Source organism: Arthrobacter sp. 92, from assembly GCF_050260325.1.
Classification (GTDB): domain Bacteria; phylum Actinomycetota; class Actinomycetes; order Actinomycetales; family Micrococcaceae; genus Arthrobacter.
Window position 1 is genome coordinate 1,317,275 of the sequence record NZ_CP189863.1, and the last position, 24,593, is coordinate 1,341,867.

A 24,593-nucleotide genomic window follows, 5' to 3' on the forward strand; every position below is an offset into this window, starting at 1 on the left:
GCGCTTGGTAGTGCGGCCATGCGTAGACACCCCGAAGAGCCGGGCAGTACCGTGGCTTTAAACCAGCATAGAGCTGAACCCAAACCCTACCGATTTGCTGACGAGGGAGTCATCGTGACTGTTACTGCACAGCCCACTGTTACCGCAGGCCGTGAAAGCGAACTGCTGGCCTCTGTTCCCACGGGGCTGCTCATCAATGGTGAGTGGCGCCCTGCGGCGTCGGGCAAGACGTTCGACGTCGAGGATCCCGCCACCGGGAAGGTGCTGTTGAGCATCGCGGACGCCGGGCCGGAGGACGGTGCCGCGGCCCTGGACGCCGCCGCCGCGGCGCAGGATTCCTGGGCCAAGGTCCCGCCGCGTGAGCGCGGGGAGATCCTTCGCCGGGCGTTCGAGCTCGTGACCGCCCGGGCCGAGGATTTCGCCTTGCTGATGACCCTGGAGATGGGCAAGCCGCTGGCGGAGGCCCGTGGCGAGGTCACCTACGGGGCGGAGTTCCTGCGCTGGTTCTCCGAGGAAGCCGTCCGCGCATTCGGCCGGTACTCGGTCTCCCCGGACGGCAAATCCCGGCTGCTGGTCACCAAGAAGCCGGTGGGTCCGTGCCTGCTGATCACGCCGTGGAACTTCCCCCTTGCCATGGCCACCCGCAAGATTGCCCCCGCCGTGGCCGCCGGCTGCACCATGGTGCTCAAGTCCGCGAACCTGACGCCGCTGACCTCACAGCTGTTCGCAGCCGTGATGGTCGAGGCCGGGCTCCCCGCCGGCGTGCTGAACGTGATCCCCACCTCCACCGCCGGTGCCACCACTGGTCCGCTGATCAAGGACCAGCGTTTGCGCAAGCTTTCCTTCACCGGCTCCACCGAGGTCGGCCGCCGCCTGCTCGCCGACGCCTCCGAGACCGTGCTGCGGACCTCCATGGAGCTCGGCGGCAACGCCCCGTTCGTGGTGTTCGAGGACGCAGACGTGGACGCCGCCGTCGCCGGTGCGATGCTGGCGAAGCTGCGCAACATGGGCGAGGCCTGCACCGCGGCCAACCGGTTCATCGTGCACGAGTCCGTGGCCGATGAGTTCGCGGAGAAGTTCGCCGCGAAGATGGCGGAGATGACCACCGCCCGCGGCACCGAGCCGGAGTCCAAGGTGGGCCCGTTGATCGATGCCAAGAGCCGGGACAAGGTCCACGAACTGGTTTCCGACGCCGTCTCCGCCGGCGCCGTCGCGGTGATCGGCGGCTCCGCCGTCGAGGGCCCCGGGTACTTTTACCAGCCCACCATCCTCAAGGGCGTCACCGAGGGCACCCGGATCCTGTCCGAGGAAATCTTCGGCCCCGTCGCCCCGATCATCACCTTCGGCACCGAGGACGAGGCCGTGCGCCTGGCGAACAACACGGAGTACGGCCTGGTGGCCTACGTCTTCACCAGGGACCTCAACCGCGGCATCCGGATGGGCGAACGCCTTGAGACCGGCATGCTGGGCCTGAACGCCGGCGTGGTCTCCAACGCGGCGGCTCCCTTCGGCGGGGTCAAGCAGTCCGGCCTGGGCCGCGAGGGCGGCCTGGAGGGCATCGAGGAATACCTCTACACCCAGTACATCGGCATCGCCGACCCCTACGCCGGCTAACCACCCCGCTCCTGGCCGTCCGGCTCCGCCAGCTACCCCTGGCGGAGCCGTCGCAGGCCGTCGCGCAACCTGCGCCAGGACCGCGCTCCGGCGCGCCGCGCATGGGCTGCCGCACGTGAGCCGGCCCGGAATGGAGCCGCCGCTCCCTGCCCCCAGCGGGCAAGCACCGACGGGGGCAGCCATGCGGCCCGCAGGCGTTGAAGCGGCCGCGAATGGGCCCGGAACGACCACTGGACCTCGGCCAGCCTGTCCGAAGCCGACGTGCCTGCCCCCGCCCCGCTTGCCTCACGATCCAACGCCGGACGGTGGCCGGCGGGACGTTCGCGGACCGGCCGGCCGTACTGTTGCCGTTCAAAGTCGGCGGTGAGTGACTCGACGGCCCGGCGCGCGCCGTCGTCCTGGCCGCCCGGGGGGCCAAGGGCACCGGAACTGAGGAGCCGGCGGGAAAACAGTCGGGCGGTCTCGCTGGCCCGCGGGCGTAAGCCGTAGTCCGTGGCCAGGTCCTGCAGTTCTGCCCAGGCGGAGCGGGCCATGGGGCCGGCCCCCGCGTTGTGGGAATCCTTGAGCCGGCGGGCGCGCAGCCCGGCCCGGGCCAGCCGCGGCGACGCCGCCACCAGCCCGAGAAACAGGATCCCGCCCGCGCCGAACAGCCACGGGGCCAGGACGTGACCCGCGTCAGCTGCAGGCCCCGCACCCGGCAACGGCACCGGAGTCACCGTGGGGGTGGGGCCGGGCGTTGCGGTCCCGGATGGAATGAGGTCGTCGTTGTTTTCGGTGGTGCTGGCGCCGCTCGACGCGGCGGCTTCACTGGCGTAATCCGGCACAACGCCCCGGGACGGCGTGGGCTCAAACGGAACCCAGCCAAGACCTTGGAAGTAGAGCTCCGGCCATGCGTGGGCGTCGCGGGAGTCAACCTCGTACTCGGGGAGGGCGCCCTGTCCCGCCACGGACACGGTGGCGCCCGTGGAGCGGCCCGGTGCGTACCCCACCGCGATCCGGCTCGGAATACCCTCAAGCCTGGCCATCACGGCCATTGCCGAGGCGAAGTGAATGCAGTAGCCGCTCTTCTGCGTGAGGAAGTCCGCAAGGACGGAAAGGCCGTTGCCGTCGTATCCGCCCTGCACCGGAGACTGCAGCGAGTAGGTGAATTCGGAGGAGCGCAGGTACTTCTGGATCGCCATGGCCTTGGCATACGGTGTGGCGCTGCCTTTCGTCACGGAGTCGGCCGTCCTCTTCACGATGTCTGGCACGTTGCCGGGGGTGCGGACGAACTCATCAGAAATGTCCCGCGCCGGGGCTGTTGACTGCGCGAGCAACTGCGGGGTGAGCTTCGGAACCGTGGATTGCACCACGTACTGCTGATTCCGCGAGTTGGTGTCCAAGCCCTTGATGCTCAAGGTGGCAGGGTCCCAGGTCCATCGTCCGTCCAGGCCGTTGACGGAATCGGGCGCGTAAGGCACGGGCAGGTAGGGGCTCGTAAACAGACCGGTATTCACCGCCGTGACCTGGCGGAGTTGCTCGTCCGCAAGGATTTCGTAGCCGGGGTCCATTCGGCCCACCCCCAGCCGCCGCGTGGCGTCCCGGTCATCCGGGGCCCAGGAATCACCATCGAACCGGTCCACCGTGACCGACCTCAGATAGAGCGGAGTAGTGGCATTGGAGGCGTAGGTGATGCGGCCGGCCCCGGACTGGCTGCGGAGGTTGTTGCCCAGGCTGATCATCGGGTTGAGCCCGGCGGAGGAGCCCCAGGGGTTCAATCGGGAGCCCTGCGGAAAGGTGCCCTGGTCGAACCCGGGAATGACGAGTGGCAGCAGGAGCGAGATGGCCACGGCCACGCCACCGGTGAGGACTGCGCGCCGGAACTGCCCCGGGTTCCTCACGGTGTCTGCCAGGATCCGCTCGTCCGGCGCGTACCACTGCGCGCACGCAAGGATCAGGAGGTAGCCGGCGGCCGCCGCCGTAAACCCCAGCACGCCCACGCTTTGCGGCTTGATCATTGCCGGGACCAGCAGGATGGTCAGGAGCCCGAGCCCGCTGGTGGCAGGCATCCCCAGCGGCAGCGCAAGGGCATCGACCAGAATCACCACGAGGCCAAGGACCGCGCACGTGACCAGCACGATTCCGGCATTGGGCGCCACCGGTGAACTCTCCGCCAAGACGGTCTCGCTGGCGCGCCGCAGGTACGTGCCCAGCGCGGTCATGGTCCGGTCTGTGGGGATGAAACCAGCAAAGCTGTCCCTGCGGAAGAACTGGAAGGTCAGGATGAAGACCAGCGAGGCAAACCCGCCGAGCATCACTACGAACGGCTGGGCCCTTACTGACCGGAGGGTGGCCATGGCCAGGGCCACCACGGCAACTGTGGTGAGCGCTGCCGGATACCAGGCCCAGCCACGCAGCACGCCGTTGAGCCCCAGCGCAGCACCGGCAACGGCGGTGGACACGGCGCAGGCCATGACCCACGGGTAGGCTCCCACCCGGCGGGCCTTACGCCGGGCCGCCGTCGTCTCCGGCGCGGCCGGCGAACCGTCCGGACCCTGGCCGTGGCGGGTCCGCCCGTGGGGCGTGAGGGTCATCTGCCCACTCCTGTTCCACGGCGCACGTCGGCGGCGGCGGACGCGGCACCCGCGTCGCCCTGGTCGAAGGAGGACCACGCGGCAGGCAGGGCAGTAGCGGTGGTGACCGCCACTGCCCGCCAGCCCCCTGACCGCAGTACCTCCAGGGTGTCCCGGGTGTCCTGGTTAGCCTGGGCACCCCGGGGGTGGTCGGTGACCACGATCGCAAAGGCATTGGCGCCGAAGGCCGCCGCGGCCGCCAGCGACCGTGCATCCTGGTGCTGGAGATGTCCGAGAATGGCCAGCACCGGACCTCGGAGCCGGTGCGCCGACAGCTTGTCCATGAGCCGGTCGTCAAAAGGACGCGGGGTGGAGTCGGGTGCTGAGTCCGCCTGGCGGCGGAGCGTGTCACTGGACTCGGGGCCGGCCCTGCCGCCGTCATCGTGGTGGACGTGGGGGCCATGGTGCGGACCGGTGAGGTGGATGGCGGCCAGGCTCTCGGCAATGGACTGCAGTCCGCCGGCTCCGCTGTATTCCTCTGTTTCGGGCTCCGGAGCGGAGGGCGAGTGCAGGAACGCCGGGCCTCCGGCGGGATCGAGGAAGCGCAGCGCGTAATTTCGCTCCACGAGGTGGGCGCTGACGGACATCGCGGCGGTCACCGCCCACTCGAACGCCTCGCTGGTCACCAGCTCACGCCCGTCCTCGCCCCCGCCGCCGAAGACCGATCCCGGTCCGCGGGAGAAGGCGGCTAGCCGTTGGTCGAGGATGATGGTGGCTTCGGGAGTGGTGACGGATTCCTCCTGGCGCACCATCAGTTCCCCGTGCCGCGCGGTGGCCGCCCAGTGCACCCTCCGCATGGGATCGCCGTGTCGGTATTCGCGGGTCATCACGTCGTCATCGCTGGGATTGGCCCGAATGCGGGTGGCCGTCACGCCGTCATTTCCCCGGGCTCCGGCCAGGCCCGTTGAAGGGAGCTCGACGGCGGCGGGCGTCACGGTGAGCAAGTCGCCGTCGTCGATTGCGTGGCGGTGGAGGGCGAGCCCGAAGGGGTCGATAAATTCGGCGGTCACAGGTCCGATGACGAACTGCCCCCGCTTCCCTGACCGCAAGTGGTACTCGTAGCGGCTCGTGCCGCCAACGGCGGAGCGTGCCGGGAACCGGAAGGTCGGCGATTTTCCGAAACGGGGCGGAAGGTGTTCTTCCATCGACACCTGGCCTGCTGCCATTCCGGTCCGTGCCACCGCCAGCCGCACGGTAGCGGTGGCGGAGGTCTCCACGGTGGACGGACTGAACTCCCGGTATACCTTGAAGCGGGGCTTGAGCACGCGAAGGCTTGCAAGACTCACAAGGGGCAAGGCAACCAGCAGTATCCCGAGCGTCAGGAGGTCCCGGCGTCCCATGACCTGGGCCGCAAGGAGCGAGACCACACCGGCCGCGAGCAATCCCCAGCCGCGGGGGCTGAACAGATGTCCCGGAAGCTTGTCCGTCACGGCCATGGTGGAGTTTCGCCCCTAACGGCTGTGCTTGACGTCCGGTGGCCGGTCCGGCTCACCCTGCCGCTCGCCCGAGCGGACGGCCGGCCCTGGGGACTCCTGGCTCACAGGAAGTTTGGCCAGGATGCTCCGGATGACACTGTGTGGCGTTTCGCCCGTGCTGGCAGCCTTTCGGTCAACGATGATCCGGTGGGCCAGCACCGATTCCGCGACGCTTATGACGTCGTCCGGCAGCACGAAGTCACGCCCTTCCAGTGCTGCGGTGGCCTTCGCGGCACGCAGGAGCTGGAGCAGGGACCGGGGGCTGGCGCCGAGCCGGAGCATGGCGCTTTGGCGGGTGGCGCGGCCCAGCGACACGGTGTATTCCTTCACCGCCTGGGAGACGTAGACCTGCTGGACGGTGGCGATCATGGCGGCAACATCGGATGACGTCACCACCGCGGACACCTTGTCCAAGGGGGAGGTGGCCTGGTGGGTCTCCAGCATTTCGATTTCGGAATCCTTGTCCGGGTAACCCATGGAGATCCGGGCCATAAAGCGGTCCCGTTGCGCCTCCGGCAGCGGATAGGTTCCTTCCATCTCAATGGGATTCTGCGTGGCCACCACCATGAACGGCTCGTCGAGGCGGTACGAGTCGCCGTCCACCGTGACCTGATGCTCTTCCATGCATTCAAGGAGCGCGGACTGGGTCTTGGCCGAGGCGCGGTTGATCTCGTCGCCGATCACGATATTCGCAAAAACGGCGCCGGGCCGGAATTCGAAGAGCCTGGAAGCCTGGTTATAGATCGATACGCCCGTCACGTCCGAGGGAAGCAGGTCCGGAGTGAACTGGATCCTGCTGACGGAACAATCGATGGTGCGGGCCAGGGTTTTGGCGAGCAATGTCTTCCCGACGCCGGGGACGTCCTCGAGAAGTAGATGGCCCTGTGCCAGGAGCACCGTGAGGGCCAGTTTGGCGGCCTCGGATTTCCCGTCTATCACAGTGTTGATGGCGGACAGGATTCGTTCGCTGGCCAGATGGAAGGACGCGGCGTCCATGGCGGCCGGCGCGAGTCCGTCGAGGCGGTTTCCGAGACCCTCCGCACCGCCGGAGAGGGCCTGCCCGTCCGGGAGTGCCTCGTCGAGGGTGGTGCGTCGGTGGTGGGGGTCCATCGGCAGCCTTTCAGACCATGTGGAAGCCTGGAACGGGACGACACTTGCCGCCGCCGTCCGCCATCGGGCATTCGCCCGTATGCCACCAGACTACTAACACAACTGACGGGGCTGACAGAGAGTTCCGGTAATTCCCCTGCAGTTCGGGGCGGTTAGGGTAGAACGATGGACACCCCCTTGACGCCCGTTCCATTTCGCGCGCCCGGCAGCGATGGCTCCGGCCGGCAAGGCTACCCGCCGGCGCCCGAGCCGCTCCCTGTTCCGGTGATGGACAACCACACGCATCTGGACTTCCCCGACGCCCTTGTCCAGGTGGAGGTGGCGGCGGCTATGGATGCCGCGGAATCCGTTGGCGTGCAGGGCGCGGTGCAGGTGGGATGCGACCTTGAGTCCTCCCGGTTCACGGTCCGCGCGGTAGAACTGGACCGGCGCCTGCTGGGCGCCGTGGCGATCCACCCCAATGATGCGCCGCACTATGCGGCCCGGGGGGAACTGGAGGGGGCCCTTACCGAGATCGAATCCCTCGCCTCGCACCCGCGGATCCGCGCTATTGGCGAGACCGGGCTTGATTTCTTCCGCACGGAAGGAGAGGGGCTGGCGCATCAGCGCTACTCATTCCGCCGTCACATCGATATCGCCAAGAGGCTGGACCTCACTTTGCAGATCCACGACCGGGACGCCCACGACGACGTCGTCCAGGTGCTGCGGGAGGAGGGTGCCCCCGAGCGGGTGGTCTTCCACTGCTTCTCCGGGGACCAGGCGTTGGCGCGGACCTGCAATAACGAAGGCTGGTACATGTCCTTCGCGGGAACGGTCACGTTTAAGAACGCCGCAAATCTTCGCGCCGCGCTGGCGATTGCAGATCCCGCCAGGATTCTCGTGGAAACGGATGCCCCCTTCCTTACCCCCCATCCCTTCCGGGGCCGCCCGAATGCAAGTTACCTGATCCCGTATACCGTACGGTCCATGGCTGAATTGACAGGATCAGAGCTGTCCGAATTGTGCTCCCGAATTGCCGAAAATTCCTTGCGGGCATACGGATCCTGGAACTAAAAGCCGCGCCTTCCACCTGCCGTTCAGCAATACCACGTATGCACACTTTCTTGGCTGCTTTATAACGCTTCGGTTACAGTGGAAAACTATTAGCCGGGGTCGGGGAAGGCCTTCGGATAATTTCGCTCAGTATCGAGCCCCTCCGGGTCCCCGGGGCGGGCCGATAGGAGTGTGGCGGCGCACACGTCTGCTGCAAACATCCGGACCTCGTCCGGAGTTGCCCTGAGGGTGTTTGCGTCGGTGGGAGTGTGCGTTATTCCCCGTGCCCGGATGGTCCTAGAGTTACGGGCAATCGTGGTCAAGTTCTTCACTTCGGATGGCAAGTTCAGCTTCGTCAAGGTCGGCGCCCAGCTGGTGGTGCTTTCGGCACTCGTGCTGGGCCTCGTGGCCTTTGTTGGCAATAACAAGACAGTCACCCTGAATGTGGATGGGAAGGTCAGTTCGGTCCAGACCTTCGGCGGGACCGTTGGCCAGGTGGTCAAGGGTGCCAAGGTTGAACTGCAGGCCGCGGACAGGGTTTCGCCGGCCGCGGATGCCAGTGTGGAGGACGGCTCGGTGATCAACGTCAACCTCGCCAAGGCCGTGAAGATCAGCCTGGACGGCGCGGAGAAGACCGTGAACACCACCTCGTCCAACGTCGAAGGACTCGTCACCGAACTTGGCGTGGCTGGCTCTTCGGAAGTTTCGGCCCCGAAGGACGCGCAGCTCGCCGTGTCCGGATCGTTCGTCTCCATCTCCACTCCCAAGACCGTCAGCATCCTCGCGGACGGCAAGGCCTCCAAAACCACCACGACGGCGGACACGGTCGCTGAGGTCCTCAAGGACGCCGGCGTGAGCGTGGGCGCCGGCGACCGGCTTTCCCAGCCGGGCAACGCCCGCGTGGTTAACGACATGGTGGTCAAGGTCTCCCGCGTGGATTCCGCCAAGACGGACGAAACCTCCGAGGATGTGCCGTTTGAAACACTGACGTCCGAAAGCGCTGACCTGGACAAGGGTACGAAGAACGTCACGCAGGCCGGTTCGGTGGGCAAGGTCAGCAAGAAATTCAAGCTCGTGCTCGTGGACGGCAGGGAAGCGGCGCGGACCCTCGTCTCGCAGGACGTTACCGTTCAGCCGGTCACCGAGAAGGTCACTGTCGGCACCAAGGAAAAGCCCAAGGTCGAGGCCGCAACCGGCGCGAACACCGGCGCTTCCGCTCCGGGAATGATGAACGAAGCCATGTGGGACAAGATCGCCCAGTGCGAGTCCACCGGGAACTGGTCCATCAACTCCGGCAACGGTTACTACGGCGGACTGCAGTTTGATGTCCAGACCTGGCTCGGCGCAGGCGGCGGCGCGTATGCTCCGAACGCCAGCCTTGCCACCAAGGCCCAGCAGATCGACATCGCCAACCGTATCTATGCAACGCGCGGACTTTCACCGTGGGGCTGCGGCTGGGCGGCCAGCAGCTAGCCACCGCGCCAGGGCGGCTCTCCGCCGCGGCAGCTGACCAACGCCGCGGCGGGGAAACCCCGCCTTGGACCCCAAGGACAGGCCGGGCCCGGATTCTCCGGACCCGGCCTTGCCGTGCCCCCACCTGCCGCCGTGCCCGCGTGCACTCATGCGGGACGGGATAGGATACCTAGGTGACTGAACCGACCCCCGCCGCCTCCGGCACCGCCCCCGCGCCATTGCTGGGTGCCTCCGATGTCCGCAGGCTGGCCGAGGAGATCGGGGTCCGCCCCACGAAGACCTTGGGCCAGAATTTCGTGATCGACGGCAACACCATCCGCCGGATCGTTGCCGCCGCGGGCATCCACCCCGACGAGACCGTCCTGGAGGTGGGGCCCGGACTTGGTTCCCTCACCCTCGGGCTGCTGGACGCTGCGAAGTCCGTGGTCGCCGTCGAGATTGATCCGGTCCTGGCCGCCAAGCTGCCTGGCACAGTCGAACAGTGGCGCCCGCAGGCCGCCAAGGACTTCCACCTGGTGCTCGCAGACGCCATGAAGGTCACCGAACTTCCGGTGGAACCGACCGCGCTCGTGGCCAACCTTCCGTACAACGTTGCGGTTCCGGTGGTGCTTCACCTGCTGCAGCATTTCCCCAGCCTCCGGCACGGCCTGGTGATGGTCCAGGACGAGGTGGCGGACAGGCTGGCTGCCGGCCCCGGCTCCAAAACGTACGGCGTTCCCTCGGTCAAGGCCGCGTGGTACAGCCGCATGCGAAAAGCCGGGGTGATCGGCATGAACGTATTCTGGCCCGCGCCCAAGATCCACTCCGGGCTTGTGGCCTTTACCCGTCACGACCCGCCCGTCACCACAGCCACCCGGCAACAGGTTTTCGCCGTGATCGACGCCGCCTTCGCGCAGCGGCGGAAAACGTTGCGGGCGGCCCTGGCCGGCTGGGCCGGAAGCGCCGCGGAGGCCGAACGTTGCCTGCTGGCCGCCGGCGTCGATCCCACGGCCCGGGGCGAAGTGATCGACATCGAGGCTTTCGCCAGGATCGCCGAGGCCCGTCAGTCGCCCCAGGATTGAAGCGCGCAGCAGTCCCCGAAATCTGCGGCCGGCCCCGTACGCATGCTTGGAGCCTGACCCTGCCATGCCATAGCTTGGACTCATGAACGCAGTGAGAGGGCGCTTTGCGGCGCGGACTGTCCGGGTCAAAGCTCCCGGCAAAATCAACGTCTCACTGGATGTGGGGCCGCTGCGTGAAGACGGCTACCATTCCGTGGCCAGCGTGTACCTGGCGGTTTCCCTCTACGAGGAAGTGGCGGCCACGAGCACAGCCACGGCAGGCATTACTGTCAGCATCAGTCCGGCGAGCACCCTTGACCTGGACGGCGTGGACATTCCGCTGGACGAACGCAATCTCGCCTACAAGGCAGCGGCGATCATGGCTGACGTGTCCGAACACTCCACCGGAGTCCATCTGGAAATTACCAAAAGGGTTCCCGTGGCCGGGGGCATGGGCGGCGGCTCGGCGGATGCCGCGGCAACCCTGCTCGCTTGCGATGCACTCTGGAACAGCGGACTCTCGCGCGACGAGCTTGCGCACCTTGCCGGCGAACTTGGCGCCGACGTTCCTTTTTCGCTCCTTGGCGGCACGGCCGTGGGGCTGGGGGTGGGCGATGAGCTCTCACCCGCCTTGGCGAAAGCGCAGACGGACTGGGTGCTGGTGACAGCGGACTTCGGGCTGTCCACGCCGGAGGTGTTCCGGATGCTGGACCGTCTCCGTGTTGCCGAAGGTGCGGCCGTGGAAGAACCCACCGCCGTGGATCCAAAGATACTGCAGGCCCTCCGCAGCGGCGATGCCGACGCCCTCAGCCGGGTACTCGTCAACGACTTGCAGCGGGCTTCCATCGAACTGGCGCCCGGACTCCGTGACACGCTGGGGCTTGGGGAGTCCTGCGGCGCCATAGCGGGGCTCATCTCCGGTTCGGGCCCCACTGTCGCCCTGCTCACCCACAGCCCGGCGGCGGCCGCCAGCCTCGCGGAGGACCTGCGCCACCACGGCCTGAACGCCATGGCGGTTCACGGTCCAGTGCATGGCGCGCGCATCATCTCCGATACCCTCCTTTAGTAGCTTGAACCTATTTACCGACTTCATTAACGACGAAAGCAGTTCCCAGTGGCACACCTGCTCGGCGGCGAGAACCTCACGGTTTCGTATGCAACCCGTACCGTCCTCAATGGCATCACTGTCGGCCTTGAAGAGGGCGACCGGATCGGCATGGTGGGCCGCAATGGCGACGGCAAGTCGACCCTTATGCGGCTGCTGGCGATGCGCTCCACCCCGGACTCCGGCCGGGTGACCAAGCGCAGCGAGGTCAACATCGGCTACCTGGACCAGAGCGACGTGCTCGACGGCGACCTCACCGTCGGAGCGGCGATCGTCGGCGACCAGGCCGACTATGAATGGGCCCGCAATCCCCAGATCCGCGAAGTCATGGGCGGACTCGTGTCCGACGTCGACTGGCACGCCAACGTCCACGCGCTCTCCGGCGGCCAGAAGCGGCGTGTGGCCCTGGCCAAGCTCCTGATCGAGGACCACGACGTCATCATGCTCGACGAGCCCACCAACCACCTCGACGTCGAGGGCGTCGCGTGGTTGTCCCGGCACCTGAAGACCCGCTGGCGGCCCAACCAGGGCGCCTTCCTCGTGGTCACCCACGACCGTTGGTTCCTCGACGAAGTCTGCAACAAGACCTGGGAGATCCATGACGGCATCATGGATCCGTTCGACGGCGGCTACGCCGCCTACGTGCTGGCCCGCGCCGAGCGTGACCGCTCCGCCTCCGTGGTGGAAAGCAAGCGCCAGCAGCTCGTCAAGAAGGAGCTCGCGTGGCTACGCCGCGGCGCCCCGGCCCGCACCGCCAAGCCCAAGTTCCGGATCGAGGCGGCCAACGCCCTGATCGCAGACGTCCCCGAGCCGCGCGACTCGACGGCTTTGAGCAAGATGGCCACTGCCCGCCTCGGCAAGGACGTCCTGGACCTTGAGAACGTCTCCCTTGACTTCCTCGGCGGCGAACCCGGGCAGAAGCTCTTTGACAACATCACGCTGCGGCTGGCACCCGGCGAGCGGCTGGGCCTCGTGGGCGTCAACGGCGCCGGCAAGACCACCCTTTTGAAGCTCCTCAACGGCGAGATCCAGCCCACATCGGGCAAGGTCAAGCGCGGTAAGACCGTTGTCACCGCGGTCCTCAGCCAGGAGGTGAAGGAACTCGACGACGTCGCGGACCTGCGCGTGATCGAAGTGATCGAGCGCGAAAAGCGCTCCTTCAACGTTGGCGGCAAGGAATTCACCGCCGGCCAGCTTGTGGAGCAGCTTGGCTTCACCAACGAGAAGCAGTGGACCCCGGTCAAGGACCTCTCCGGTGGCGAACGGCGCCGCCTCCAGCTCCTGCGCCTGCTCGTGGGGGAGCCCAACGTGCTGATGCTCGACGAACCGACCAACGACCTCGACACCGACACCCTGGCCGCCGTCGAAGACGTGCTCGACGGATGGCCCGGCACGCTCGTCGTCGTCAGCCACGACCGCTACCTGCTGGAGCGCGTCACGGACCACCAGATGGCGCTCCTGGGCGACGGCAAGATCCGGGCCCTGCCGCGCGGCGTTGACCAGTACCTCGAACTGCGGGAATCGGCACTGGCCGGCTCCACGATCACCGGCGGCGGCAACCCCGTGACCGCTGCGAGCGGCGGCCAGACCCCGGCCGTTGCAGGTCCGTCCGAGGCCGAGAAACGCGACGCCCGCAAGGCCAAGAACCGCATTGAGCGGCAGCTGGGCAAGCTGACGCAGCAGGAGGAAAAGATCCACTCCCAGATGGTCAAGAGCACCGCCGAGAACGACTTCGACGCCATGGCGGAACTCACCAAGAAGCTCAAGGACCTCGCGGGAGAACGCGAAGCGCTGGAGCTCGAATGGCTCGGGGCCCTCGAAGTCCTCGGGGAATAACCTGCGGCGCCGGCTTGGGTGCCGGAGCCGATCGTCGCCCTCATGCTGTGGAACAGCAGGCATCCGGGAACGGGAACGTTGGCAATAGCGGGGCGGGGGACCTTCGCGTAGTGGCGCATCGGGTTGCTGAGGTCGCTCAGCGACCGCAGCGGCCCCTTTGCGTCGTGTCTAAGCGACGGCGAAGGGCCACGGCACTGCGAAGGTGACCATGGGACTAAGCGTCGGACCGGAGCTCAGGTTCCTTTTGCAGTCCAGTGAGGCCGTTCCAGGCAAGGTTCACCAGGTGCGCGGCCACTTCGCGCTTGTCCGGCGTCCGGCTGTCCTGCCACCACTGCCCGGTCATCGCGACCATTCCGACCAGCATCTGGGCGTACATCGCTCCATCCGCCGCGCTGAAGCCTCGGCGGGCGAACTCGTCGGACAGGATGTGCTCCACCCGCGCCGTGACGTGGGAGAGCAGAGTCGAGAAGGCGCCCTCGGGCTGGGAGGGCGGGGCGTCCCGCATCAGGATGCGGAAGCCGTCCGTCCGGTCCTCGATGTAGGTCAGGAGGGCCAGGGCGGCCCGCTCCACCTGGACGCGCGGCTTGGCCTCGTCCGTCAGGGCATCATTGATGGCCGCCAGCAGGATCCGGAACTCGTATTCCACCACCTGGGTGTAGAGCCCTTCCTTCGACCCGAAGTGCTCGTAGATCACCGGCTTCGAGACACCCGCGGCTGCGGCGATTTCCTCGATGGTGGTGCCGTCCAATCCGCGGATGGCAAACAGCCCGCGGCCTATTTCGATGAGCTGGGAGCGGCGTTGCGGACCGGTCATCCGGGGCCGGGGCACGTATCCGGGAGCCCTCACCGGCCTGCCGCTATGACTCCCGGCACCATTGGACTCGCCTGCGCTCTTGCTCACTGTCCCATCATGCCTTAAGGGGGCCGCGCCTGGCCGAGTCGCAAGAGCGTGGACCTTCATGGCAGAATTGGTTCTCGTGCCATGGGCTAGACGCCCGGGCACGGTCCGCCCTGGTGTAATGGCAGCACCCCGGCCTTTGGAGCCGTGGAGTATAGGTTCGAATCCTATGGGCGGAACTGCCGCAGTTGCCGGGTTCTGGGGGCAAAGCAGTCGGCAAGGTGTGAAAAAGCGTCCAGCAGGTGTGCAAGGCGCAACTGAGATCCACCAAAGCAAGGAGAGCCAGTACGTGAGCCCAGAGAATACCGGCCCGGCCGCCGTGATCGTCCTAGCTGCAGGTGCAGGCACCCGGATGAAATCCCGGACCCCTAAGATCCTTCACGAAATAGGCGGCCGATCCCTGGTTGGGCACGCACTGAAGACAGCCCGTGCACTGGACCCGCAGCAACTGGCGCTGGTGGTCCGGCACGAACGCGACCTCGTCGCCGCCCACATTTCGGCCCTGGACCCCGAAGCCCTCCTGGTGGACCAGGATGACCTGCCCGGTACCGGGCGCGCCGTGGAAGTGGCGCTCGACGCGCTCGATGCGCTTCACCCGGAGCGCACACTCCTCGGTACCGTGGTGGTCACCTATGGCGACGTGCCCCTGCTGACCGCAGGTTTGCTCGCGGAACTGGTGACCATCCACGAGGCCGACAACAACGCTGTCACCGTGCTCACTGCCGTCCTGGACGACGCCACCGGCTACGGCCGGATCCTGCGCGCCGCGGACGGAACAGTCACGGGCATCCGGGAACACAAGGACGCCTCCGATGAGGAACGCGCAATCCGTGAGATCAACTCCGGAATCTACGCCTTCGACGCCGCGGTCCTTCGCGAAGCCCTGGCACACGTCACCACGGACAACGCCCAGGGCGAAAAGTACCTCACCGATGTCCTAGGCCTGGCGCGTGCCGCCGGCGGCCGGGTGGCAGCCGTGGCCACCACAGACCGCTGGCAGGTCGAAGGCGCCAATGACCGCGTCCAGCTCTCCGCACTGGGCGCCGAACACAACCGGCGCCTCGTGGAAGCATGGATGCGCGCCGGTGTTACCGTCGTCGACCCTTCCACCACCTGGATCGATTCCACGGTGACGCTCGACGAGGACGTCCGGATCCTGCCGAACACCCAGCTGCACGGCGCCACAACGGTGGCGCGCGACGCCGTCATCGGCCCTGACACCACCCTGACCGATGTCGCCGTCGGCCAGGGGGCCAAAGTGGTCCGCACCCATGGTTCCGGCTCCACGATCGGCGCGGGGGCCAGCGTCGGCCCGTTCACGTACCTCCGGCCCGGCACGGTGCTGGGGGAGACAGGCAAGATCGGCGCGTTCTACGAGACCAAGAACGTCACTATCGGCCGCGGTTCCAAGCTGTCCCACCTCGGCTACGCCGGGGACACCGAGATCGGCGAGGACACCAACATCGGTTGCGGCAACATCACCGCTAATTACGACGGCGAGAAGAAGCACCGCACCGTGATCGGCTCGGGCGTCCGCACGGGGTCCAACACGGTCTTTGTGGCTCCCGTCCAGGTGGGTGACGGCGCTTACAGCGGCGCCGGCGCCGTGATCCGCAAGGACGTCCCGGCCGGCGCTCTGGCACTGTCCGTCGCCGGGCAGCGGAACGTCGAGGGCTGGGTCCTGTCCCACCGCCCGGGCACCGTTTCCGCGGAACTGGCCCAGGCCGCCGGCGCGACAGTCCCCGGACTGCCCGCCGAGGACCCCGCTACGGCGGCGGCACCGGCCCACAAGGATTCCTCAAGTACTCCGGCACCTACAGAAGAGGGCAAGCAATCATGACCGAAATTACGGCACGCGGCGAGAAGAAACTGGTTCTCGCGGCCGGGCGGGCACATCCCGAGCTTGCGCGGGAGATCGCCAAGGAACTGGGCACTGAGTTGCTGCCGGTGGATGCCTACGATTTCGCCAACGGGGAAATCTATGTCCGCGCTGGCGAGAGCGTCCGCGGCACTGATGCCTTTGTGATCCAGGCACACCCGGCGCCGCTGAACAACTGGCTCATGGAACAGCTGATCATGATCGATTCGCTCAAGCGGGCCTCGGCCAAGCGGATCACCGTTGTGTCGCCCTTCTACCCGTACGCCCGCCAGGACAAGAAGGGCCGGGGACGCGAACCGATCTCGGCACGCCTGGTGGCCGATCTGTACAAGACCGCCGGCGCCGACCGCATCATGAGCGTGGACCTGCACACTTCGCAGATCCAGGGCTTCTTTGACGGTCCGGTGGACCACCTCATGGCCATCCCGCTGCTGGCCGACTACATCCGGACCAGGGTCAGCGCCGAGAACATCACGGTGGTTTCGCCCGACACCGGCCGCGTCCGCGTCGCCGAGCAGTGGGCCGAGCGCCTTGGCGGGGCTCCGTTGGCATTCGTGCACAAGAGCCGTGACCTCACGGTCCCCAACCAGGCCGTTTCCAAGACGGTGGTTGGCCAGATCGAGGGACGCACCTGCGTCCTGATCGATGACATGATCGACACCGGCGGAACCATCTCCGGCGCCGTCCAGGTGCTCAAGAACGCCGGCGCCAAGGACGTCATCATCGCCGCGACCCACGCGGTGTTCTCCGATCCGGCAGCCCGTCGGCTGTCCGAGTCCGGTGCACGCGAGGTTGTAGTCACCAACACTCTTCCGATCACTGCGGACAAGTACTTCCCGCAGCTCACAGTGCTGTCCATCGCGCCGCTGATCGCGCGGGCCATCCGTGAAGTGTTCGACGACGGCTCTGTCACCAGCCTGTTCGACGGCAACGCCTGACTCGTCTGCCGGGCCCCTCGGCACCCCGGTGCCCAGGGGCCCGGCGATGGCCGGTTTCAGGATCAGGGCCCGGCGCTGGTAGACTCTTTCCGATACCTTGGCGAGGGAGAGCACTGGTAATCCGTATTCACGGGAAACCGGGAGTGCAGGTCTCCGTTATCGACTGGGTCTGAATCTCCCTTCTTGAAGGTCGGCCGCAGGCCGCCCGGCGTTGAAGGTCGCAAACAGACCTCCGCCCTTGCTGAACACCGTTTAGTTTTCAAGGAGATAAATATGGCTGAGCAGAAGCTCGCAGCAGAAGTACGCACCGAATTCGGCAAGGGCTTTGCCCGCCGCGCCCGTATGGCCGGCCAGATCCCGGCCGTTATCTACGGCCACGGCGCCGAGCCGATCCACATCACCCTGCCGGCCAAGTCCACCACCCTGGCCGTTCGCGTTGCCAACGCACTGCTGACCTTGGACATCAACGGCGAACAGCACCTTGCCCTCGTCAAGGACATCCAGCGCGACCCGATCAAGCAGATCATCGAGCACCTGGACCTCCTCACGGTCCGCACCGGCGAAAAGGTCACGGTCGACGTCCCCGTTCACCTGACCGGCGAGCTGGCTCCGGGCAACGTGTACAACCAGGAAATGACCGTCGTCTCCCTCGAGGCAGAGGCAACGCACCTGCCCACTGCCATCGAGGTCAGCATCGAAGGCCGCACCGCGGGGGAGCACATCCTCGCGTCGGACCTCGTTCTGCCGAAGGGATCAGTCCTCCTGGCCGACGCCGAGTCCCTCGTCGTTCACATCTCCGAGGCCACCGAGGTCTCCGAGGAAGAGGCCTCGGCCGACACCACGGAAGGCTCCTCGGTCGCAGCCGAGTAGTTCTCCCGTTTTCTCCCGTGGCCGGGTCCCTCTGGGGCCCGGCCACTGCCGTATCACCGCCAAACCGGACCATCTTAGGATTGACGCATGAATGACACCTGGCTGATCGTAGGCCTCGGCAACCCCGGCAGCGAGTACTCGAAGAACCGGCACAACGTCGGCCACATGGTGCTGGACGAATTGGCGCGACGCATCGGCGGCAGCTTTAAGGTGCATAAGGCCCGGGCCCACGTACTCGAGGGACGGCTGGGAATTGGGGGGCCGCGAGTTGTGCTGGCCAAGCCCATGAGCTATATGAACGTCTCCGGAGGACCGGTTGCGGCCTTGACGAAGTTCTATGACATCGAACCCTCCCGGGTGGTGGCTGTGCACGACGAGATCGACATTCCCTTCAACACGGTCAAGCTGAAGATCGGCGGCGGCGAGGGCGGACACAACGGGCTTCGCGATATTTCGAAGGCACTGGCCACCAAAGATTATGTTCGGGTCCGCGTGGGGGTCGGGCGTCCGCCGGGCAGGATGGACACAGCGGACTTTGTGCTCCGGGACTTCGCGTCGGCTGAGAAAAAGGAACTGCCCTTCCTGCTGGACGAGGCCGCTGACGCTGTGGAGGCAGTGATCAAGGAGGGCCTCGCCGCCGCGCAGCAGAAACACCACACAGTGGTGCAGTGACTTTATGATCCGATGTGTTTTTGAGGCCCCTGGACTAACGCCTTGAGCGTAGGCTTGGAGACGCGGAATGGTTAACCAATTGAATAAACCATGTCCAATTGTTTAGCCATTCTCTGCTATGGTAATTTTCACATCCATGGGGGTGCTGCCAGCACGGTGGCATCGGAAAACTGAACACCCGACGGCTCGGCCAATTCGCATCGGCCGGAGCTACGAAGGTAGCGTGATCGAAATTGCTTGCATCACCGAGCCCCGAACCAGGGGGGCTGCTGGAGACTGAACGCCGGGGCATGGGGGCCTCAGAGCGGCGTAAATGGTCGTCCATGGTGCGGCAGGACATCCAGGCAGCTGTTATCTCCGTCCTTGAGGACTCCAGTTTGCACGGCGTGGTGATCGCCGGCGCCCAGGGAGTGGGAAAGTCCACGTTCGCGCGCGCGGTTGAATCCCAACTGGTCGGCCACACACACATTATCCATCTGCACGGTTCGCCAACTGATCCGGCAATACCATTTGGCCAGCTCGCATTTCTCGTGGCCCGATTACCTGCGCCGGTCCTGGAATCACCCAGCGAAATCGTCCACGGCATTTCCCGGCTCATTCGCGAGGACGCTGGCGGACGGCCCGTACTGGTGGTGCTCGAAGATCTGCCCGCCATTGACAGCATGAGCACGGCAGTATTGATGCATCTGCTCCTAAGCGGCGCCGCGAAGCTTATGGTTACCGTGCGGAATGTGACGGACCTGCCCGAGGACCTGATCCGGCTGCTCCGGAACAAGTCGCTGGAGGAGATCCGGCTTGAGCCTTTTTCCCGGACGGAAGTGGCCAGGCTCCTGGCCGGGGTGCTGGGACGGCCCGTCTCGGCGACGGCGGCAAGTGCCCTGTACGCCGCAAGCGGCGGAAACCCGTTGGTGCTCCAGGCCATTGTCATTGAGCAACTGAGATCCGGGAACCTGCACCAGGCAGGAAAGGTCTGGGCCCTCAAGGGAGAAATCAACCTCGCCTCGGCAGATGCCCTGGTGGACCTGGTGCGCTCGCGCCTGGCGAGGGAGACCCCCCGCGTGCGGGAGGGACTGGAATGGCTGGCCTTGATCCGCAGGGTGCCGCTGTTTGTCCTCCTCGATGTCCTGGATCCCGCCGTGGTGGCTGACCTGGAGAAAGCCGGCTATCTGCAGGTGGGGGAGACCGGCCGGCGTTGGGTCAGCCTGAAAGACGAGTACGTCGGGGAAGTGATCCGCGGTTGGATGGACTTGCCGCGGCGCAAGGAACTGCACAGCCTCGTGGCGAGGGCGGTGGGAGCCACTCCCGCTGACATGGATGTGGAAGAACTGCTCGGTTATGTGGCCTGGACCCTGGATTGCCGGGAACCAGTGGAACCCGCTTTCGCCCTTGCCGCGGCTGAAGCGGCCAACAAGCTCTATGACCCGCTGTTCGCACTGGAGTGCTTGAGTCAGATCCGTGTGGAAGACCCGCATTGGGCCGAGGCAGCACAGCAGCGCGCCGCGGCGCACATCACCCTCGCGGAGCACGAGGCTGCGGTGTCCATTCTTGAAGAAGTCACCGCGGAGCAGTTGTCCGAGCTCGCGGCTACGGCCTATGCGGACTACGTCCTCAATTTCTGCAGCTCCCTCCTGTGGGTCCCGGGCGGCTACGACCGGATCAGGGAAGTCATTGCCGGAGCAGCCCTTGATCTTTCCCGGCGGGAGAGGGCGTCCATAGGAAATGAAACACCGGAAGACTTCGCCCGCGCCCATGAACTGGTGAAGCTGGCCGGATACGAGCTGGCAATCCACCAGGGCGAGTATGCGAGCGTTGCCGACGACCTGGAGAAGGCCTACCGTTCCGACGGGGATCCCACATACGTGGTGAACTGCGCCTGCCTGCTGACCATGGCATGGGCGGTGCTGGGCCGTGAAGCAGAGGCGATCGCGCTCGCAGCGGACGTGCAGCAACGAATGGAGCACGCCAAGCTTGCGCCGGGAATGCTGAGCTGGCGGACCGAGGGGCTCTTTGCCGCTTTGCTGTGCAGCGGTCAATGGGAGGACTGCGTCAGAATTCTGACCGATGCCCTCGACCAGCGGCCAAAGATCATGCAATACCTCGGTGGTGCCGCGGAACTGGCACTGGGCGTGGCCTACACCTACGCCGGGCGGGCCGACCTTGCAATAGATACACTGCTGGGAGCACAGGCCCAGCTGGAAATCAGGCGAAGCTACTATGGCCCGGCATTGGCATGTTCCGCCCTCGCCTTTGCCTATGCCCAGGCCGGCGATGTCCAGGAATCCCGCAATTTCCTGGACCTTGCGGCCCAGGAGGAACAGCACGTGGCCTGGTTCACCTCGTGGATGGCCGAATTCTGCGTGCGCATGGCACGCCGATGGCTCAACGATCCCGGGGCTAAACAAAAGCTCATCGAGTCAGCCAAGGAGGATATTTCCAAGGGGCGGACAACCACTGCATCCATCAGCCTGTTTGGTGCTACCGTGCATGGAACGGACGAAGAGCTGGCGCTGCTGGCTGAAGTCTCGTCCCACCGACAGGGAAAAATGGCCAGCGTCAACCGACTGGTGGGGGAGGGAAGCCGGAAGAAGGATTCCAAGGTTCTGCTTCAGGCTGCGTCCCTGGCCCAGGAACTCCATCTGGATGCGGTGGAATCCAGATGCGTGGTACTGGCACTGGACATGGCCCGGGAAAGGGGAGACTCCCAGTCCGCGCGTGCGGCCCAGCACCGGCTTGACAGGCTGGTGGAAACACTGCCCGTTCTTCCCCTGATGCCCCGCACGATTGGTCCGGAATTGACCGAACGGGAACGACAGGTCGCCAAGATGGCCAGCCAGGGGTTGAGCAACAAGGAAGTCGCCAACCGGCTGCAGCTTTCCATACGTACTGTGGAGGGCCATCTTTACCAGATCTTCACGAAAATGGGGATTTCATCGAGGAGTGAGCTTGAAGGATCCGCTCAAGTCTGATGGGAAGGCTGCACACCGGCAAACAGTCGGGGCGCACCGTCAGAATAATGGGGACCCCTGGATCGACCGGGGGGACATGCTGTCCAGCGTTACCGAGGCATTGGACTCGGACGACTGCTGGGCTGTCTTTGTGGTGGGGGATCCCGGCCTGGGCGCCTCATCCCTGCTTGCCCACCTCCACCAGTCGCGGGCCAATCGGAGCGCCATCATGACGGTCCATGGAAGCCCGTCCCTGGCTGCCGTCCCCTACGGGGCGCTTTCCCCCTACCTCTCTGAGCTGTCCGTCGCCGACGTGACCTCCAAAGTTGCGGTCCTCCGGGCACTGTGGGCACATCTTGAACGCTCCAGGCCGCACCCGGGACCGGCACTGTTGCTCGTGGACGATGCGCACGACCTCGATAGTGCCACTGCCGAAATGGTCGCAGAACTCGTGCAGGCAGGCTGGGCCAAACTTGTGGCAACCTGCATTCCCAGGCCAGGAATCCCGCAACCCATGCTGCGACTGTGGCATGACGGGACAGCGGAGCGGTTCGACATCGCTCCCTTGACCCTGGAACAGGGGCACTCTTTGTGCGAAGCCCTCCTGGGCGGCACGGTGCTGAACAGCACCGCGCGGGAGTTCTGGCAGGAATCCGGCGGCAACACGTTGCTGCTCAAGACCCTGGTGCTGGAGGCACAACGGTCCGGGACCCTGATCCAGCGCCATGGTGTCTGGCTGAGTACCGACTCCAACGTCCGGTCGCTTGAACTCACCGCGGTAGTGAAGGTCCAGCTCATGCGCATTTCCGCGGAGGGCAGGGAGGCCCTGAACCTCATCGCCCTGGCTGAACCGGTGGACAGATCCATCGTCAGCGATATCGCCGGGGAACCAGCCGTGAAGGAGCTCCTGGAACAGCGGCTGGTGGTCCAGTCGGTGGACAGCCAGCCGACGCTGCGGCTCGTAAGTCCCGTTTACGGGGAGGTGCTCCGGCGGATTGTCCCGGCGGCCCGAAGCCTCCAGCTGCACCGGCAGCTTGTTGACCGGATGTCAATGCCCGCGGACAAGCCGGAATCCTTGCTGCGCATGGTCTGCTGGTCCTTGGACTGTGGAGCTGAGGTGCCTGATAACGTGCTGCTCCGGGCCGCGGTCCTCGCGTGCAAGCTCTTTCAAAGCGAAACGGCTCTCCGGATCGCCTGGGCCGTCCAGGACCCGCAGCTCCAGCCGACCGCCCGCGCGGTGATGGCGCGCTCTCACTACAACCTTGGCCATTACGACGAGGCGGCTGCGCTCCTCAACCGCGACGTTGAAACCCGGAGCGGACTCAGCCACGTGGTCTTCAACAGTCTCCTGAGATCGGCAACGCGCACCGCATTGGGGCACCCCGCGGCGGAAATAGCGGCCGACGCCGCGTCGCTCCGCCAATGGGGGGCGGATGAGGCGCGGGCCCATCCCGAAGACGCCCGCGGCATTCTCGCCGCGACCTCCAGCAGGGCTTCCCTCGTGGAGCTCATGGCGTTGTCACTGCAAGGGGACTACCGGCAGATGGGGCCCGTCCTGGAGTCGCTCCTGAACGCCGGAGCGGTCACAGACGGGCCGGACGCCGCTCTGGCTGGCGCCATGGCGAAGGCCCTGCAGGCTGAGCGCTTGTGCGCACTTGGCTATCCCCTGCAGGGCCGCGAACTCGCCATGGACGCCTACGCACACGTCCAGTCCCCGGAGAATGACATCTTCTTCCTCCCCGAATTCATCGTGGTCCGCCTTGTTGCCTGCGACCTCGCAGCCGGTAACTGGGCAGAAGCGCAGCAGATGCTCGACGGCTACATGTCCGCATCCTTCGGCTCTGCCATGGTGTCCTTCAGCGGCGCGGCGTACGTGGTGATGGGCTACGTCGCTATGCTTCAAGGCAAAGTCGGCGAAGCCTTGAAGCTTTTGACGACGGGCCTGGAGGCGCTTCGTGACAGCGACCCCCAGCAGATGTTCCGGCTGTGCGCGGCCATGGCCTTTTACGTGGCCGCCGCTCAAGGGCGCCAGCTGGAAGCCGAACGGCTGCGAGCGGATTACGAGGCGTGGGGTGAACGCGGAATGCACCTTGTCAACGCCCTGGCACGGGACTTCTTTGCCGCGGGGCAAGAGCGCGTGGCCCGTGATGGAAACGGCATTGAAGCCCTCCACGCGAGCGCCGACCGGGCGGCGGGGCAACAGGCACGCTTCCTGGAACTCAACGCCCTGACGCTGGCCCTGGAACTCGGAGACCTGACCGTGGTGGAACGCCTCCGCGGAGTTGCCGGCTCGGTCGAGGGTAAGTGGGCGGGCGCCGTTGCCACCTATTGCGACGCCGTCGCGGACGCCAGCGCCGAGCAATACCTGCGGGCTGGCGACGCCCTGCTGGACGTCTCGGCATTTCAACTTGCAGCACAGTCGTATTCATCAGCGTTGACGTCGTTGGACCGCAACCGGAACCGGGAGCTCGCGTCCCTCGCGCGGGCAGGCATCTCCCGCTGCAACGAGGAATTAGGCAATGCCGGCCAGGACACACAGGCGGAACCCATGGCCCCGGTCCTGACCAAGCGTGAACGCAACATCGTTAGCCTCGCCGCCACCGGGATGAGCGACCGGATGATCGCCGACAAGCTGCAGATATCCGTCCGGACGGTCGAAGGTCACCTCTACCGCTGCTACCTGAAACTTGGCATCGCCGGCCGCGATGAGCTTGCGGCGGTAGCCGGGATCATCTCCGATGGAAGCCCCTCGCCGGAGGCCGAAACACCCGGGAAATGACCGGGCTTCACGGCCTCCTTGAGGCTGCTAAACAACCGCCGATGGGGTCCGTGCCACTCGAAACGCGTTAACTATTTTGGCGGCGCGCAGGAGCCTCGCGCACCGCATTTTCGTGGGAATGCCGGGCATGATGCGTAACGGAGCGCACCCTCAGGGGTACTTGCTTCTCTGGTGCAGGTATGGGTGGAAGCCGAATTCGAGTACTCACTACTGGTGCCGGGAGCCGCGCTGACTGGTTAGTTTGAGTTACCACCAATCGATCCTGATTACAGAGGTCTCACCGATGTTGACAGCTGATAATGTTGCCGGCTCAGC

Annotated in this window: 16 protein-coding genes and 1 tRNA gene; 13 read left to right on the forward strand and 4 right to left on the reverse strand. The window is 65.9% G+C overall.

What is annotated here, in order from left to right:
• The first annotated feature begins 114 nt into the window (after positions 1 to 114).
• Positions 115 to 1,614, forward strand: a complete 1,500-nt coding sequence (locus ACP4XC_RS06065) for an NAD-dependent succinate-semialdehyde dehydrogenase (RefSeq protein ID WP_427173956.1) — start codon at positions 115 to 117, stop codon at positions 1,612 to 1,614.
• Positions 1,615 to 1,646: 32 nt separating this feature from the next.
• On the opposite strand, the gene ACP4XC_RS06070 is transcribed toward ACP4XC_RS06065, so the two are convergent.
• The 3 genes from ACP4XC_RS06070 to ACP4XC_RS06080 are packed head-to-tail and all read right to left on the reverse strand — an operon-like array spanning position 1,647 to position 6,811.
• On the reverse strand, positions 1,647 to 4,187 hold the full coding sequence (locus tag ACP4XC_RS06070) for a transglutaminaseTgpA domain-containing protein (RefSeq protein ID WP_427173957.1): 2,541 nt from the start codon (positions 4,185 to 4,187) through the stop codon (positions 1,647 to 1,649).
• On the reverse strand, positions 4,184 to 5,662 hold the full coding sequence (locus ACP4XC_RS06075; RefSeq protein ID WP_427173958.1) for a DUF58 domain-containing protein: 1,479 nt from the start codon (positions 5,660 to 5,662) through the stop codon (positions 4,184 to 4,186). Before ACP4XC_RS06075 ends, ACP4XC_RS06070 begins: the two co-directional genes overlap by 4 nt.
• 15 nt (positions 5,663 to 5,677) lie before the next feature.
• Complete coding sequence (locus tag ACP4XC_RS06080) at positions 5,678 to 6,811, reverse strand: AAA family ATPase (RefSeq protein WP_427173959.1); 1,134 nt, start codon at positions 6,809 to 6,811, stop codon at positions 5,678 to 5,680.
• 165 nt (positions 6,812 to 6,976) lie between these two features.
• On the opposite strand from ACP4XC_RS06080, the gene ACP4XC_RS06085 reads away from it, so the two are divergent.
• The 5 genes from ACP4XC_RS06085 (at position 6,977) to ACP4XC_RS06105 (ending at position 13,297) form a co-directional block, all read left to right on the forward strand.
• Complete coding sequence (locus ACP4XC_RS06085; protein WP_427173960.1) at positions 6,977 to 7,864, forward strand: TatD family hydrolase; 888 nt, start codon at positions 6,977 to 6,979, stop codon at positions 7,862 to 7,864.
• A gap of 270 nt (positions 7,865 to 8,134) precedes the next feature.
• Positions 8,135 to 9,316 (forward strand): ubiquitin-like domain-containing protein, encoded by a 1,182-nt coding sequence (locus ACP4XC_RS06090; RefSeq protein WP_427173961.1) that lies wholly within the window; start codon positions 8,135 to 8,137, stop codon positions 9,314 to 9,316.
• 173 nt (positions 9,317 to 9,489) lie between these two features.
• On the forward strand, positions 9,490 to 10,377 hold the full coding sequence (rsmA, locus tag ACP4XC_RS06095) for a 16S rRNA (adenine(1518)-N(6)/adenine(1519)-N(6))-dimethyltransferase RsmA (RefSeq protein ID WP_427173962.1): 888 nt from the start codon (positions 9,490 to 9,492) through the stop codon (positions 10,375 to 10,377).
• A gap of 82 nt (positions 10,378 to 10,459) precedes the next feature.
• The gene (locus ACP4XC_RS06100; protein WP_427173964.1) at positions 10,460 to 11,422 is read left to right on the forward strand and encodes a 4-(cytidine 5'-diphospho)-2-C-methyl-D-erythritol kinase; all 963 of its coding nucleotides are present in this window, start codon (positions 10,460 to 10,462) and stop codon (positions 11,420 to 11,422) included.
• Between the two features lie 48 nt (positions 11,423 to 11,470).
• Positions 11,471 to 13,297, forward strand: coding sequence for an ABC-F family ATP-binding cassette domain-containing protein (locus ACP4XC_RS06105; RefSeq protein WP_427173965.1), 1,827 nt, complete (start codon positions 11,471 to 11,473; stop codon positions 13,295 to 13,297).
• 214 nt (positions 13,298 to 13,511) lie between these two features.
• Here ACP4XC_RS06105 and ACP4XC_RS06110 read toward each other — a convergent pair whose 3' ends face one another.
• Positions 13,512 to 14,111, reverse strand: a complete 600-nt coding sequence (locus ACP4XC_RS06110; RefSeq protein WP_427175032.1) for a TetR/AcrR family transcriptional regulator — start codon at positions 14,109 to 14,111, stop codon at positions 13,512 to 13,514.
• Between the two features lie 191 nt (positions 14,112 to 14,302).
• On the opposite strand from ACP4XC_RS06110, the gene ACP4XC_RS06115 reads away from it, so the two are divergent.
• The 7 genes from ACP4XC_RS06115 (at position 14,303) to ACP4XC_RS06145 (ending at position 24,278) form a co-directional block, all read left to right on the forward strand.
• Positions 14,303 to 14,374, forward strand: a tRNA-Gln gene (locus tag ACP4XC_RS06115).
• A 110-nt stretch (positions 14,375 to 14,484) separates the two neighbouring features.
• Positions 14,485 to 16,035, forward strand: coding sequence for a bifunctional UDP-N-acetylglucosamine diphosphorylase/glucosamine-1-phosphate N-acetyltransferase GlmU (glmU, locus tag ACP4XC_RS06120; protein WP_427173966.1), 1,551 nt, complete (start codon positions 14,485 to 14,487; stop codon positions 16,033 to 16,035).
• The gene (locus tag ACP4XC_RS06125; protein ID WP_427173967.1) at positions 16,032 to 17,012 is read left to right on the forward strand and encodes a ribose-phosphate diphosphokinase; all 981 of its coding nucleotides are present in this window, start codon (positions 16,032 to 16,034) and stop codon (positions 17,010 to 17,012) included. The genes glmU and ACP4XC_RS06125 overlap by 4 nt, the downstream gene beginning before the upstream one ends.
• A 273-nt stretch (positions 17,013 to 17,285) precedes the next feature.
• Positions 17,286 to 17,882, forward strand: a complete 597-nt coding sequence (locus tag ACP4XC_RS06130) for a 50S ribosomal protein L25/general stress protein Ctc (RefSeq protein ID WP_427173969.1) — start codon at positions 17,286 to 17,288, stop codon at positions 17,880 to 17,882.
• 87 nt (positions 17,883 to 17,969) lie between these two features.
• Complete coding sequence (gene pth / locus ACP4XC_RS06135) at positions 17,970 to 18,554, forward strand: aminoacyl-tRNA hydrolase (RefSeq protein WP_427173970.1); 585 nt, start codon at positions 17,970 to 17,972, stop codon at positions 18,552 to 18,554.
• A 290-nt stretch (positions 18,555 to 18,844) separates the two neighbouring features.
• The gene (locus ACP4XC_RS06140; protein ID WP_427173971.1) at positions 18,845 to 21,520 is read left to right on the forward strand and encodes a LuxR C-terminal-related transcriptional regulator; all 2,676 of its coding nucleotides are present in this window, start codon (positions 18,845 to 18,847) and stop codon (positions 21,518 to 21,520) included.
• 76 nt (positions 21,521 to 21,596) lie between these two features.
• Positions 21,597 to 24,278, forward strand: a complete 2,682-nt coding sequence (locus tag ACP4XC_RS06145) for a LuxR C-terminal-related transcriptional regulator (protein WP_427173972.1) — start codon at positions 21,597 to 21,599, stop codon at positions 24,276 to 24,278.
• Positions 24,279 to 24,593 lie beyond the last annotated feature (315 nt).